10 protein-coding genes are annotated in these 12,692 nt (G+C 58.8%); 2 read left to right on the forward strand and 8 right to left on the reverse strand.

Annotated features, from left to right (window positions below; all coding sequences use genetic code 11):
• Window positions 1-216 precede the first annotated feature (216 nt).
• Window positions 217-678, reverse strand: a complete 462-nt coding sequence (locus J3361_RS24820; RefSeq protein WP_207966765.1) for a transposase — start codon at window positions 676-678, stop codon at window positions 217-219.
• A gap of 820 nt (window positions 679-1,498) precedes the next feature.
• Here J3361_RS24820 and J3361_RS24825 point away from each other — a divergent pair.
• Window positions 1,499-4,606, forward strand: a complete 3,108-nt coding sequence (locus J3361_RS24825; protein ID WP_207966766.1) for a transglycosylase domain-containing protein — start codon at window positions 1,499-1,501, stop codon at window positions 4,604-4,606.
• Between the two features lie 21 nt (window positions 4,607-4,627).
• On the opposite strand, the gene J3361_RS24830 is transcribed toward J3361_RS24825, so the two are convergent.
• Window positions 4,628-5,137: a CS1 type fimbrial major subunit gene (locus tag J3361_RS24830; RefSeq protein ID WP_207966767.1), complete on the reverse strand. Its 510-nt coding sequence runs from the start codon at window positions 5,135-5,137 to the stop codon at window positions 4,628-4,630.
• 84 nt (window positions 5,138-5,221) lie between these two features.
• Here J3361_RS24830 and J3361_RS24835 point away from each other — a divergent pair, with 84 nt between their 5' ends.
• Window positions 5,222-5,377 carry a hypothetical protein gene (locus tag J3361_RS24835; RefSeq protein ID WP_207966768.1) on the forward strand — a complete coding sequence of 52 codons (156 nt, stop codon included), beginning with the start codon at window positions 5,222-5,224 and terminating at the stop codon, window positions 5,375-5,377.
• Between the two features lie 5 nt (window positions 5,378-5,382).
• On the opposite strand, the gene J3361_RS24840 is transcribed toward J3361_RS24835, so the two are convergent.
• The 6 genes from J3361_RS24840 to J3361_RS24865 form a co-directional block, all read right to left on the reverse strand.
• Complete coding sequence (locus tag J3361_RS24840; RefSeq protein ID WP_207966769.1) at window positions 5,383-5,892, reverse strand: CS1 type fimbrial major subunit; 510 nt, start codon at window positions 5,890-5,892, stop codon at window positions 5,383-5,385.
• Between the two features lie 104 nt (window positions 5,893-5,996).
• Window positions 5,997-6,482: a CS1 type fimbrial major subunit gene (locus tag J3361_RS24845; protein WP_207966770.1), complete on the reverse strand. Its 486-nt coding sequence runs from the start codon at window positions 6,480-6,482 to the stop codon at window positions 5,997-5,999.
• 44 nt (window positions 6,483-6,526) lie between these two features.
• A complete protein-coding gene (locus J3361_RS24850; protein ID WP_207966771.1) occupies window positions 6,527-7,270 on the reverse strand; it encodes a molecular chaperone in 744 nt (247 codons plus the stop codon).
• Window positions 7,271-7,331: 61 nt separating this feature from the next.
• A complete protein-coding gene (locus tag J3361_RS24855; RefSeq protein ID WP_207966791.1) occupies window positions 7,332-8,564 on the reverse strand; it encodes a hypothetical protein in 1,233 nt (410 codons plus the stop codon).
• Window positions 8,565-8,626: 62 nt separating this feature from the next.
• Window positions 8,627-10,033 carry a hypothetical protein gene (locus tag J3361_RS24860; RefSeq protein ID WP_347709642.1) on the reverse strand — a complete coding sequence of 469 codons (1,407 nt, stop codon included), beginning with the start codon at window positions 10,031-10,033 and terminating at the stop codon, window positions 8,627-8,629.
• Between the two features lie 30 nt (window positions 10,034-10,063).
• On the reverse strand, window positions 10,064-12,598 hold the full coding sequence (locus J3361_RS24865; protein WP_207966772.1) for a CS1-pili formation C-terminal domain-containing protein: 2,535 nt from the start codon (window positions 12,596-12,598) through the stop codon (window positions 10,064-10,066).
• Between the last annotated feature and the right edge of the window lie 94 nt (window positions 12,599-12,692).

Consider the following 12,692-nt stretch of genomic DNA (forward strand, 5'->3'; position numbering starts at 1 on the left):
ATTGCACAGTGATGGTGCAGCGTCATGTTCTGGCATGGGGCGATGGCTCTAGTGCAAGGCTTTCAGGCATCAATACCCTGGGATTCAAACACCCCCATCCCTGTGGCGAGGGAGCTTGCTCCCGCTCGGCTGCGCAGCCGCCCGCTTCTAAAAGCTGAAAAGCGAGGGCGGCTTCGCCGCCCAGCGGGAGCAAGCTCCCTCGCCCACAAAAAGCGGCTAAAGCCACACTGTGTCCCAGAGAGGGTAATCGCCGATACGATCTACCAACCCTGCACGAAGCGGATTGGCGATGATGTAGCGGGCGAAGGGCTTCAGATCCTCGTTGTCGCGGACCGCGCGGTCATGGAAGCCGCTTTGCCAGAAGGCGCCCTTTCTGTTCATTGCTCGATTGATTGTGAGGGTGCTGCGGGATTTGACTGTCTGCATCACTTTTGTGAGCTGAGCTTGCTCCAGTTGCACCAGCCAATGCAGATGGTCCGGCATCACAACCCAGGCCAGCGAATTGACCTGACCTCGCTCATGAGCCAGGCGCATTTCTGCAATCAGTAAGCGGCCTAGTCGCCAGTCCTTGAAGATCGGTGTGCGTCGGTGAACGACCGTAGTAACGAGATAACCTCGCCCCGGTTCCGAAGAACGTCCGCGGCGTAAGCGATGAGAGTTTGGGTGCGAAGGACGCATTCCTTGGCTTCCTGTGGTTGGGGGTCTACTTACGGTAGCCTCACCCGCGACGATCCGACACGATGATAGTTGAGCGACTTTTCCGAAGACGGCGTAGTACCTGTGGCGAGGGAGCTTGCTCCCGCTGGGTGGCGCAGCCGCCCTCGCTTTTCAACCGCTGAAACTCTTCAGCCTGCCACCTTTGCGGCTGCTGCGCAGCCGAGCGGGAGCAAGCTCCCTCGCCACAAAAGCCCCCTCAGATCATGACAACTCCAAGCCCCCTGTGCACTCTTCGTGAAGGGCTGGCCCCATCCTTCATGGAGGGCAGGCCCCCATCCTGAAGGCATACCTACCGTGGCGAGGGAGCTTGCTCCCGCTGGGGGGCGCAGCCGCCCTCGTTTTTCAAGCGCTGAAACTCTTCAGACATGCCACCTTTGCGGCTGCTGCGCAGCCGAGCGGGAGCAAGCTCCCTCGCCACAAAAAGCCCCCTCAGATCATGACAATTACAAGCCCCCTGTGCACTCTTCGTGAAGGGCTGGCCCCATCCTTCATGGAGGGCCGGCCCCCATCCTGAAGGCATACCTACCGTGGCGAGGGAGCTTGCTCCCGCTGGGGGGCGCAGCCGCCCTCGTTTTTCAACCGCCGAAACTCTTCAGCCTGCCACCTTTGCGGCTGCTGCGCAGCCGAGCGGGAGCAAGCTCCCTCGCCACAAAAGCTCATCAGCCAATGACCTCTGACAAGCGTTCGCATGTCGGCTGTCCACAATTTCCCCTCCCCCCACGCCAACCACCGTCTAAGCTTCAAGCAAGTCCGATCAATCTGCTTAATGGATCAGTCGACTATGGGCGCTTTGTGGCAAACCGATTCGAATGAACCTGTGGTCCCGACTGAACGTATGGAAGAAGCGCCTTTACCTCAAGAAAAACGCCGCGCACGGCATGGCTGGCGGGCGTTCTGGTTGTTGTTGCTGATTATCGTCGTGGTGGTCGGCCTGGCGGCGGCCAAGGAAATGCGCACGTCGCGGTTTCAGGCCCGGGAGATCAGCAAGTACGCCGAGTCCCTGAGCTATTCGGTACAGCCGGGGCCCAGCGATGCCATCGCCTATCCGGGTGCAGGCCCGTTCGACCGGCGCTTGGGCTACAGCGCGCTGGGGGAATTCCTGCCGCGGCTGTTCAAGCGCGACTACGTGATCGAGGCCCAGGCGAGGTTCTCGCCGGCCTTGATGGACTACGTCGAGAAAGGCCTGTTCGTGCCTTATGTGGAAAAGATCCAGGCCGGGCTGACCATCACCGATTGTCGTGCCGCGCCGGTCTATCAGTTCAAGTACCCGCAGCAACTGTATGCAAGCTTCGAAGCGATCCCGCCCGTGGTGGTGCAGAGCCTGTTGTTCATCGAGAACCGTTTTCTGCTCGACCCCAAGCAACCCTTGGCCAACCCGGCCGTGGACTGGCCACGCTTCGGCATGGCGGCCTGGTCGCAAGTCGCCAAGCTGTTGAGCCTGCCGGGGCAGTCCGCCGGCGGCAGCACCTTGGCGACACAATTGGAGAAGTACCGCCACTCGCCTGAAGGCCTGACCGTGTCCGGCGCGGAGAAAATCCGCCAGATGATTTCCGCCAGCGTGCGCGCCTACCAGGCCGGCCCACAGACCCTCGAGGCGCGGCAGCGGATCATCCGCGACTACCTCAACAGCGTGCCGCTTTCCGCCGTGCCGGGGCATGGCGAGGTCCATGGCATGGCGGAAGGGCTGCGGGTCTGGTATGGCGCGGATTTCAAACGGGCCAATGAGCGCTTGTTCAGCACCGCCACCGACCCCAAGAGCCTGGCGGAAAAAGGCCTGGCCCTGCGGGAAATGCTGTCGTTGATGATCGCCCAGCGGCGCCCGTCCCATTATCTTTCGAAGGGTCATGATGAACTGGCGCGCCTCACCGACAGCCACATCCGCCTGCTGGCACAGAACGGCGTGATCGACGCCGCGTTGTCCGAGGCGGCCCTGGCCAGCAAGGTCAGCTACCGCGACTGGGTCCAGGACCCGACCGTCCAGCCCATCGAAACCAACAAGGGCATCAGTGCCGCCCGCAGTCGTATCGCCGCGCTGCTCAACCGCCCGCTGTACGACCTCGATCGCCTCGACCTCTCCGCCACCAGCACCTTGCAAAGCGATTTGCAGGCCCAGGCCACCGAGTACCTCAAGCGTTTGGCCGACCCGGCCTTCGCGACCGAGATCGGCCTGATGGGAGAACGCCTGCTGACCCCCACCAGCACCACGCAGGTGCGCTACAGCTTCACCTTGCTGGAACTGACCCCGGACGGCTCCCGGGTGCGCGTACAAACCGATAGCACCGACCAACCTTTCGACATCAACGAAGGCAGCAAGCTGGAACTGGGCTCCACCGCCAAGTTGCGGGTGCTCACCACATACCTGCAGATTATCGCCGAACTCCACGAGCGTTATGCCCAGCAGACCCCGGCAGCCTTGAAGAAAACCGAGATCGCCGACCAGGACCGCCTGTCCCGCTGGGCGGTGGACTACCTGATCGAAAACACCGACCGCAGCCTGCCGAAGATGCTCGAAGCAGCGCTGGACCGCACCTATTCAGCCAGCCCCGGCGAGGCGTTTTTTACCGGCGGCGGGCTGCACACTTTTCATAACTTCCGCAAGGAAGACGACGGCCGCCTGCCGACGCTGCGCGATTCCTTGCGCGAATCCATCAACCTGCCGTTCATTCGCCTGATGCGCGACCTGGTGCGCTACGCCACCTACGCCGGCCCCAACAACAGTTCCGAACTGCTCAAGGACGACAAGGACCCGCGCCGCCAGGAATACCTGGCCCAGTTCGCCGATCGCGAAGGCACTTCGTTCCTGCTCAGGTTCTGGAAGAAGTACCAGAAAAAGGACACCGGCCAGCGCCTCGAAACCTTCCTCGACGGCATGCGCCCCACTGCGATCCGCCTGGCCGCCGTGCACCGTTATTTCTTTCCCAACGACAGCCAGGAAAACTTCAATCGCTTCGTGCGCGCGCATTTGAAGTCGGCCAAGAGCGCCGAAAAACTCACTGACGAACGCCTGGAACGGCTCTACCAAAGCTATGGCCCCGGCGCCTACGACCTGCCAGACCAAGGCTTCATCGCCAAGGTCCATCCGCTGGACCTATGGTTGATGGGTTACCTGCTGAACAACCCCGAGGCCAAGTTCAGCCAGATCGTCAAGGCCAGCCAGTTCGAGCGTCAGGAAGTCTACAGCTGGCTGTTCAAGAGCCGGCACAAGAGCGCCCGGGACAGTCGCATCCGGACCATGCTGGAGATCGAAGCCTTCCTGGATATCCATCAGCGCTGGCAGCAGGTCGGCTATCCGTTCGACCATCTGGTGCCGTCGCTGGCCACCGCCATCGGCAGCTCCGGCGACCGCCCCGCTGCCCTGGCGGAACTGGTGGGCACCATCCTCAACGACGGCATCCGGCAACCGGCCTTGCGCGTCGATAGCCTGGACTTTGCCGTCAATACGCCCTACGAAACACGACTGGTCAACAACCCGGACACCGGCAAACGGGTGATGCCGGTGGAAGTGGCCCAGGCCTTGCGCGGTGCGCTGTCCCAGGTGGTGGACGCCGGCACCGCGAAACGCGTGGCCGGCAGTTTCAAACTGGCCGATGGCACGCCCCTGCAAATGGGCGGCAAGACCGGCACCGGCGACAACCGCATCGAAGCGGTCGGCTCCGGTGGGCGGGTGATCAGCTCCAAATCGATCAACCGCACAGCGACCTTTGTGTTCTACATCGGCGACAGCCATTTCGGCACACTCACCGCCTACGTCCCGGGGGCGTCGGCGCAGAACTTCAAATTCACCTCGGCCTTGCCGGTGCAGGTGCTCAAGGGCATGGCGCCATTCCTCTCACCGTACTTGCAGCCGGGCAGTCATACCCAGTGTAAGCCGTTAGTGGCGAGCCAGTAACTTGAGCAGGCACATTCACAGTTACAGGGTTACGCGAGGCACCGCATCGAAGATGACAGTGAAGCTGCCGGTGTACAGGCCAGGTTTGAGACGGTAAATCAAATCATGAGCGCTGATGTGCATATCGGCTTGGGTCCCAGGCGTGGATGAGGCGTCGTCTACAACTTCTTGAGGAAAATTATTCAACTCTATTCCATTGAATTTGACGAACAGCGGAATGTAATGTTCACCATTGTAAAGAGCAACTCTTCCCGACGACGATCCTGCCTCATAAAGATAAGCATGAACCGAGCCATCGGTATTCTTCACATCAAATGTCTCGCGCAAAGGGCTCAATAGGTTGCTGACTGGATTGTAATACATGTATTCATCTTTACCGAAATCCGGATTGCGTGGCTGCACATGAAACTGCTTGTTCGGGATGTTCGCAGTAATGTGGATGGAGGAACGTGCATCATCAGCAGCGAACACCCACGAAGAACTCAAGACAGCGACACCCAGAGCAGTAACCAACATCATTTTCTTAAACATGCTTGACACCTTTTTATAGTAAATAAAGCCTGTAGCGAGAGAACAAATTCCTCATCACAGGGTTTCATACGGATGCTCAGATCCATGAGCCTCACTACTCTCCTTGAAATATTGGCGCAGTTATTCAAACTCATCACGCCCTTGCCGATGCGGCTCACCAAAGGCATGGCGCCGTTTCTGTCAGCCTATTTGCAACCTGACGACCAAGCCCAATGCAAACCATTGCTCGCGAACCAATGACGACGTCACAGCTGTATCCGAGGTACTGCATCGAAGATCACCGTGAAATCGGCGTTGTACACGCCAGGAGAGAGCGGGCCGGTAGGCTGGTTCGCAACGACGACCAGCATCTCCGCCTGGGTTCCGGGTGTGGATGTAGCATCGTCCACGACTTCCTTGGGTCGATTGTCCAGTGGGACATCGTTGAATATCACCCTCAAGCCGACATAATCCACGCCGTTGGTCAACGGGATAGAGCCGGTGCTCTCGCCATTTTCGATATAGGCGTGAACCGAGCCATCGGTGTTCTTCACGTCGAACGTATGCCGTAAAGAGCTAAATTTGTAGGTCAGCGGGTTGTAATACAGGTACTCATCCCTTCCGAAATCAGGATTGCGCGGCTGTACATGAAACTGTTTGGTGGGAATGTCCGCCGTGATATGAATGGGCGCACGAGCGTCATCGGCAGCCAATACCAGCGAAGGATTAAGCGCTGTAGCGCCCAGCACTGTACCGAACACCATTGTCCTCAACATACCTGTCACCTTTTCAGTAATACACAAAGTGGATAAATCCGCCGTTAATGTCGCAACGCGCCCGATTGACCTTTACATGCCCATCCAAATGAAGGTCGACAGCCCTACGGCGCAACCGCGTCGAATACCATGTGTACCGTGCCGTAATAATCCCCAGGCTTATAGTTTTCGCCGGCGGGCCTGATGGCGGCTATTTCCAGAGGCACATGGCGTCCGGGGCGTGCCTCGCCGGCCGACACTACCGGGGTGGAATCGAGGGACAGCTGGACGTTGTTGAAGCTCACCCGAAGATCGATGCGATCGTGACCATTGGACAGATACGCCTCTTGCGCCAGACGCGCATCGATGGCGCCGTTGCTGTTCTTCACTTCATAGGTTGCCCGCAGCGGGGTGAGCTCGCCGGTGATGGTGCTGAAAGGCAAGCGTTGTTCACGCTGCACCAACTGCGGGTCGAGGGGCAGCACATGAAAATCGACCGTGGGAATGGTCACGTAGACTTCGAAGGTTTCCCGCTCCACCGCCCCCCAAGCCGAAGCGCAAGGCAAAACCAGGACGGTCAATGCGAGTGGGCGTACCAGTGTCTTGAACATATTGATTACCTTTGGCGTCAACGACGATTCAACGACGAGAATCGTCAACCCTTGATCTCGATGGCCTTGCTCTGGCTACCCTCGATCAACGTGAAGCGGTATTCACGCCCCGCCTCTTTGTCGAAAGAAAAGGTACGGCCGGCCATGACGTGGTGCTTGGTGGTCGGCCGGCAGTCGTTTTCATTCTTCGCGACGCAATCCTTGAACTCATCGATCACCAGGACGCTGTTGCCGTTATTGCGCATCAGGTACTTATTGGCGGTGTCCTCGATGACGGTCTGGAATCGAGTTTCCTTGGGCCGCACGAAAAACACCGTGCCGTAGCCCGCCAGGACCTTGACCCCGGCGGCCACACGTTCCTTTTTGTATTCTTCGCGTTCTTCCTCACTGATGGCGAACTCGTCTTCGGCTTCCGGCACCACCGGCACAAAACGCACCCGGAAATAACGCTCCTTGTCGCGATTGCCCATGAACAGCAATCGCGTGCCCTGCACCCCGTTGGCCGGGACGATCAACCGCGCGGGGCTGGCCATCAACCCATCCTTGGCCAGGCCCCCTTCCTGGCTTTGTACCGGCTCCTCGCGGTAGCTGCCGTCTTCGTTGTAGTGAATTTCCAGAACGTTGACCTTGACGAACGCGGTGGACGTCCCGCCGTTGAAAACCCGCTTCATATAGGTGCTCTTGTCGCCGTCCAGGTAGTCATAAACCACCCCCACGCCAATTTGCGGCCCGGCCTGGGCCACGCCACAGAACAGACAGAAACTCATCCATGCCATTACATATTTCATCACTGCTTGAACCTCATGTGTTGATCACAATTCACTGAATACACTCGGCCCCTGGGGCCATTCAAACTTCCGAATCCCAGATCACCGTGACGTTGCCGGTATAGATTTTGGCGCCGCTGTCCAGCATCGCCTCGACACTGCCCTGGGCCACCTCGAAGTGCAGCGCCCCCAACCTGCGATCGAGGTAGAAGCCTGGCTGGAATAAATCGGTGCCGCTGCCATCGCGCAGCAAGGGACGACGGTTGACCGGTTGATTGGCGCCGTCGGTTACGCCCTCGGGCAAGGTCACGCTGACAGCCACAGGCACGGTATGACCGGTGCCGGTGTCGGCGATCGCGCAGGTATTACCACTGACGTGCTGGCATTCAAGACCCATCTTGAAACGTGACGAGACCGAAATATGGAAACGCTGGTCGCGAAACAGACGCGTGGGTTTGCGTCCGCTGTTCAACCAGGCCTGCCAACCTTCCTGGGGCACCAGTTCGACGCGGTTGCCACCGGGAGGAACGTCGATCTTGAGTGTGTGCTCGACATCCAGCTTGAAATTCAGGGTGATCACCGAGTCGCTGGGGATCATGACGTCCCCCATGTCGAAGTCTTGCCCCGGCCCAACGCCATAGCTCAACGAACCCGTGTATTGACCGGACGACATTCTCAACGGGTTGGGTGCGCGTAACTCGTAGCTGAAGTCCAAGTGGCGGTAGGACATGCTGGGGATCAGGTAACTGGCTCTTTTGGCGCACACACCTTCGGTAGGCGTCTTCCAGAAAAAGTTAAAGATCATGCTGTTGTAAGTCCCAAAGCCGGTGCCTTGGCAGGGAGAGGGCGCGTAGTACCAGCTCGAGTTGCCCCACAGCTGCTGATGGGCCTGCCAGGGCGAGACGCCTCCGCCGACCAAGTCCACAACACTGCCAGGAAATTGATACCGCGAACCGACACCGGATATTCGCAATTGAACGATTTCATGTTCTCCCGTACCGGTGTGAGTCACCTGTGCCAGACGCCAGCCTGCCGGTACATCGAACATCGCCCCCTGCCTGGAATTCCCATGGTTTGCCTGAATAGGCCCCGTCGACTCGAAGGCAATGGGTACCTGGAGACTGAAAATTTTCTCTTTTTCACACACCGCCGGATAAAGGGCGCAAAAACCCGAGACCGGCGTGGTGTTGCGAAAGGTATTTTCGTTGGGCTTCGAGGGATCGGGCCTGAATATTGCGGTGACGTCTTTGCTCACGGCATAAGCCGTCGATACGCAGGTCAACAACATCACCGATACCATGCCTTGCACTGCCATTGGTAACTGCTTCATTTCTTCCTTTGTCCTCAAATCGGCTCGGACTGGCCGAGCCACTCCTTTCAAACTTCCGAATCCCAAATCACCGTGACGTTGCCGGTATAGGCCTTGGCGCCGTTGTCGAGCATTTCTCCAACGCTTTGACCGCCGACCTCGAAATGCAGAAGCCCCCGTTGTCGATTGACAAAAAAACTGGGCTTGAACAATTCGGTGCCGCTGCCATCGAGCAACAATCGACGACGGTTGACCGGCTGCCCGGTGGCGTCCGTCAGTCCGTCGGGCAAACTCACGCTGACATCCACCGGCACGGCGTGTCCTGAGCCGGCCTCGGCAATCGCGCAGGTATTACCGCTGATGTGCTGGCATTCGAGCCGCATCTTGAAATACGAAGAAGCCGAGATATGGAAGGTCTGGTCACGGAACAACCGCGTCGGCTTGCTACCGGTGGTCAACCACGATTGCCACCCTTCCTGGGGCACCAGTTCGACGCGGTTTCCACCGGGAGGGACCTCCACCCGGAAGGCGTGGTCGACCTCTAAATTGAAATTGAGGGTGAGCGTCTGGTCATCGGGATGCATGACATCGCCCATATCGAAGTCTTGCCCCGGCCCAACCGAATACGTTAATGATCCTGTATACATGCCGGACAACATCTTCAAAGGATCGGGAGTGCGTAGCTCATAGGTGTAATTGAAATTCTGATAGCGAAGCGCAGGTATCAAGTATTTCGCGCCTTTGGCACAGACAAAATCCTGTTGCGGTGTATGCCAGAAAAAACCGAAACCGTTGACGCCATAAAATTGGGAGTGCGGCAAACCGTTCCTACATGGTTGAGGAGGGCTGTTCCAATGGCCTCCCCAAAGCATCCGATGCGCTTCAATGAAATCTACCTCTTCCCCGACCAGCTCGACGGGGTTCACGTCGAGTCGGTAGACCGCTCCCACACCGGCGATTCGTATCGAGACCTCTTCGCTTTTACCGGTAGCCGAATCAACAATCCGTACAGTGCGCCAACCGCTGGGTAACGAGAACATGGCGCCTTTTCGGACATCGGTGTGATTCGGCTGGATAGGTTGGGACGAAGTAAAATTGATGCGTGCCAAATGGCTATGGAGGCCCAGGTTGGCGCATTGCCCTGGCTCCTCACGACAAAAACCCCAAACAGGTGTGGTATTGATGAACTTGTTGTTCGTCGGGTTCGAAGGATTCGGCCTGAATACCGCAGTGATTTCCTGAGTCATGGCTTCAGCCATGGGTATGCAGAGCAGCAATAATGCCGACCCCACCACGCCCCAGACCAATTTCAAAATTTTCATCAATATAACCTCGTACAGCGAATCCGCCCGAATCGGCCCGGACGGCAAGATTTCCAAATTCCAGATCACTGTGAAATTCTCGGCATTGGTTCTGGCACCGCTGTCGAGCATCGCTGCCACGCTGCAACCGACGATGTGCAGTGCCTCATCCATCGAACCCGCGCTGCCCTTGTTCCAGATAGCTCATGAGCGCTGTTTCTCACCGTGAGCCTCGGCAAGCGTCGTATCGGCCAACGTATCCGGTGTGCAACGCAAATCACCGATCATCAAAATATCGCCTTCGCGCTGGGCACTGTCCGGGTCGAGTCGGAACCGGCAAAACAACTCACTGCCATACCGCACTTCGAGGGTGGGCGAACCGGCATTCATTTCCATGGAGAAGAACCCGTCCGCCTCGCTGACACCGCGGCTGGCGTGGTTGATCACGTGATGCCCCTTGAGTGGCTGCCCTTGGTCGTCCAACAGGCGACCCAGCACGGTCACCGTTCTCAACACACTGATCTTGCGGTAATCCACCCCGCCCTTGTTCAAGTGATAACGGGTGCGCGACGGCTCGATGCTTGCCGCCGGTGGGTGAACACCTTCGAAGTCGAAGGTCACCATGCTGTTTTTATAAGCGGTGATAGGGACGAAGTTGCGGCCCGGACGCAAGGTGGTGCTGCCGCCGGTCAAATCATCGGCGCGCAGGATCACGTCATCCACGTCGGCTTCCACATCGACGATCATGCCCGCGCCGTGCCCATGGGGCACGGCGATAAAGGCTGCCTTGCTGCCACCCACGGCCACCGTGCTGCTCAGGTTCAGGCCTCCGGTCAGGTTGTCGTTATAGGATGAGCGCTGGACAAAGCCATCGCCGTACAGCGAATCGGTCTGGAAACTGGCGATGCCGGACAAGCCCACGCCATATGTGTCGGCCAGCGCCGTGGCGGAGACGCTTTGCAGCACATGGTCTTGCAGGTCTCGGCGGTATGAAAGCGAGGCATTGTTGTCTCGCGCGCCATCGCGGGAAGTGCGCGTGCCAAGGCTGCCCGACCAGTGTTCGCCCGGCCCGCCCAAGGCGACGCTGACGCTCAGGTCCAGGCCGCGATTACGTTTGTCGGCGGTACTCGACGTACCGGGGCGGTCGAACACCGACAACCGCCAGTTGGCATCGCTGCCGCGCAGCTTTGCGCGCTGGGTCCAGCCCAGGTCCAGGCCGGTGCCCTGGACGTTGCCCTCGCTGTAGGCCAGCCGTCCGTTGACGGAGGTCTTGTTGCTCAGGCGATGATTGACCGACAGCGACGAATTGCTGGTATGGCCGACGTACACGTTGCGTTGGCGGATCCGAGTACCGTCCGGCAGAGTCTCGTAAGTGTTGCGAGTGTCCAGCCAGCTGCGGTTGTGGCTGGCGACGATGCTGCCCTGGCCGTAGGTGTACAGGCCTTGCAAGTCCAAGCCGTTGCCATAGCGCTCGGTCTGGTAGACGTTGGCGTACAGGCTGGTGCTGCTGCCCAGCGTCCAGTCCACCGAAGTGCCGACTTGCATTCGGTCCTGCACCTTGCGCGTTGAGGCACCAAGGATGACGCGGGGATGCAGCAGGTAGTTGAGGCCGACCCCGGCCGTCATGAAGCCCGAGGGTTGTTCTTCCCAGTTGCTCCAGAGCTTGGTTTCACGGCCGGCGAACAGGTTGTAGCGCCAGCGGTCCTCTGAGTTGGTCCAGTTATTGGGCTTGTAGACCAGCTCCTGGCTGGTGGCGGTGGTTTGCCCGTCCTCGATAAGCCGCACTTCCACTTCGTAGATACCGCCGGGCAAGGAGCGGGTGTCGAGGCTTTGCAAACCGGCACTGACGGCCTGGGTATTGATCAACAGGCCGTTGCGATAGATTTCCACCGAAGCCTGGCGGCTGGCGGTGACATAAATGGGGTAGACGCTGGGTTTCGGATTGTCGATCGCCAAGCTGTCGGAACTGCCATACATCAAGCCCAAGGCGGTGTCCGGGTTGGCACCGAACGAGCGAATCTGGCGATTCAAGCCATCGGAACTGGGGGTGAAATACCCCAGGCGAAAGAAGTTGCCCTCTGTTTCTCGCTGGGTATAAAGCTGGTGGACGGCGTGATACAGCTTGTCATCCGGACCGCCAAGGCGCGAGAGCTGGAGATCGAGCGACTGGCTCCAGTTGCCCAGGCTCGAACTGGCGTTCAGGCCATAACGCCCGCCTGTGTCTTGTTCCTGGCCGCCATTGAGGTTGAGTTGGTTGTTGAAGATCAGGCCAAAGCTGCCGTTTTCAGGCTGGTCGTAATAGCGCTTGGTCTCGGTCGTACGTTCCACATCCCGGGTCAGGATCGACACCAATGAATTCTCAAGGCTGTAGTGCACGGCGAGCAGGCCCGACGGGCAACTGGCTTCGCACGCACCCAGCGGATGACCTTGCTTGAGATGTTGCTCCCATTGCCCGCGTTCAGCGGTACTTATCGCACTGCCTTGCGTGTCATTAAATTCGAGCAGGGTAATTCGGTCGTCTCGCGTCAACACCACCATGGCTTCGCCGAGGTACTGTTGATTGATTTCAACACGAACCGCCAAAGGCACATCGAAGAAGTGGGATTCAAACTCCGCCGGCAGGCCCTTGGCCTGGGATAACAGGCTTTTCGGTGTCGTACCGGGGGCAGTCGGCGCGGCTAAAGCGTTTGCGCACAACAACAGCGCGAGCGCACCCGCGATGGGTGTCATCGGAAACATCAACGGACTCTCTAATCAGCGAGCTATCAAGACGTACAAAGTGCAGGGCGACCGGCTGGGGAGTACCAGTCGCCCTGCGGCAATGCCCGTGAGA

Origin of the sequence: Pseudomonas sp. OA65, assembly GCF_017498305.1 — a bacterium.
Taxonomy (GTDB): Bacteria; Pseudomonadota; Gammaproteobacteria; order Pseudomonadales; family Pseudomonadaceae; genus Aquipseudomonas; species Aquipseudomonas zanjanensis.

Coding starts and splice junctions, on each gene's coding strand:
- J3361_RS24820 (WP_207966765.1), bottom strand. CDS start 678: ATGCGTCCTTCGCACCCAAACTCTCATCGCTTACGCCGCGGACGTTCT.
- J3361_RS24825 (WP_207966766.1), top strand. CDS start 1,499: ATGGGCGCTTTGTGGCAAACCGATTCGAATGAACCTGTGGTCCCGACT.
- J3361_RS24830 (WP_207966767.1), bottom strand. CDS start 5,137: ATGTTTAAGAAAATGATGTTGGTTACTGCTCTGGGTGTCGCTGTCTTG.
- J3361_RS24835 (WP_207966768.1), top strand. CDS start 5,222: ATGAGCCTCACTACTCTCCTTGAAATATTGGCGCAGTTATTCAAACTC.
- J3361_RS24840 (WP_207966769.1), bottom strand. CDS start 5,892: ATGTTGAGGACAATGGTGTTCGGTACAGTGCTGGGCGCTACAGCGCTT.
- J3361_RS24845 (WP_207966770.1), bottom strand. CDS start 6,482: ATGTTCAAGACACTGGTACGCCCACTCGCATTGACCGTCCTGGTTTTG.
- J3361_RS24850 (WP_207966771.1), bottom strand. CDS start 7,270: ATGAAATATGTAATGGCATGGATGAGTTTCTGTCTGTTCTGTGGCGTG.
- J3361_RS24855 (WP_207966791.1), bottom strand. CDS start 8,564: ATGGCAGTGCAAGGCATGGTATCGGTGATGTTGTTGACCTGCGTATCG.
- J3361_RS24860 (WP_347709642.1), bottom strand. CDS start 10,033: ATGGATGAGGCACTGCACATCGTCGGTTGCAGCGTGGCAGCGATGCTC.
- J3361_RS24865 (WP_207966772.1), bottom strand. CDS start 12,598: ATGTTTCCGATGACACCCATCGCGGGTGCGCTCGCGCTGTTGTTGTGC.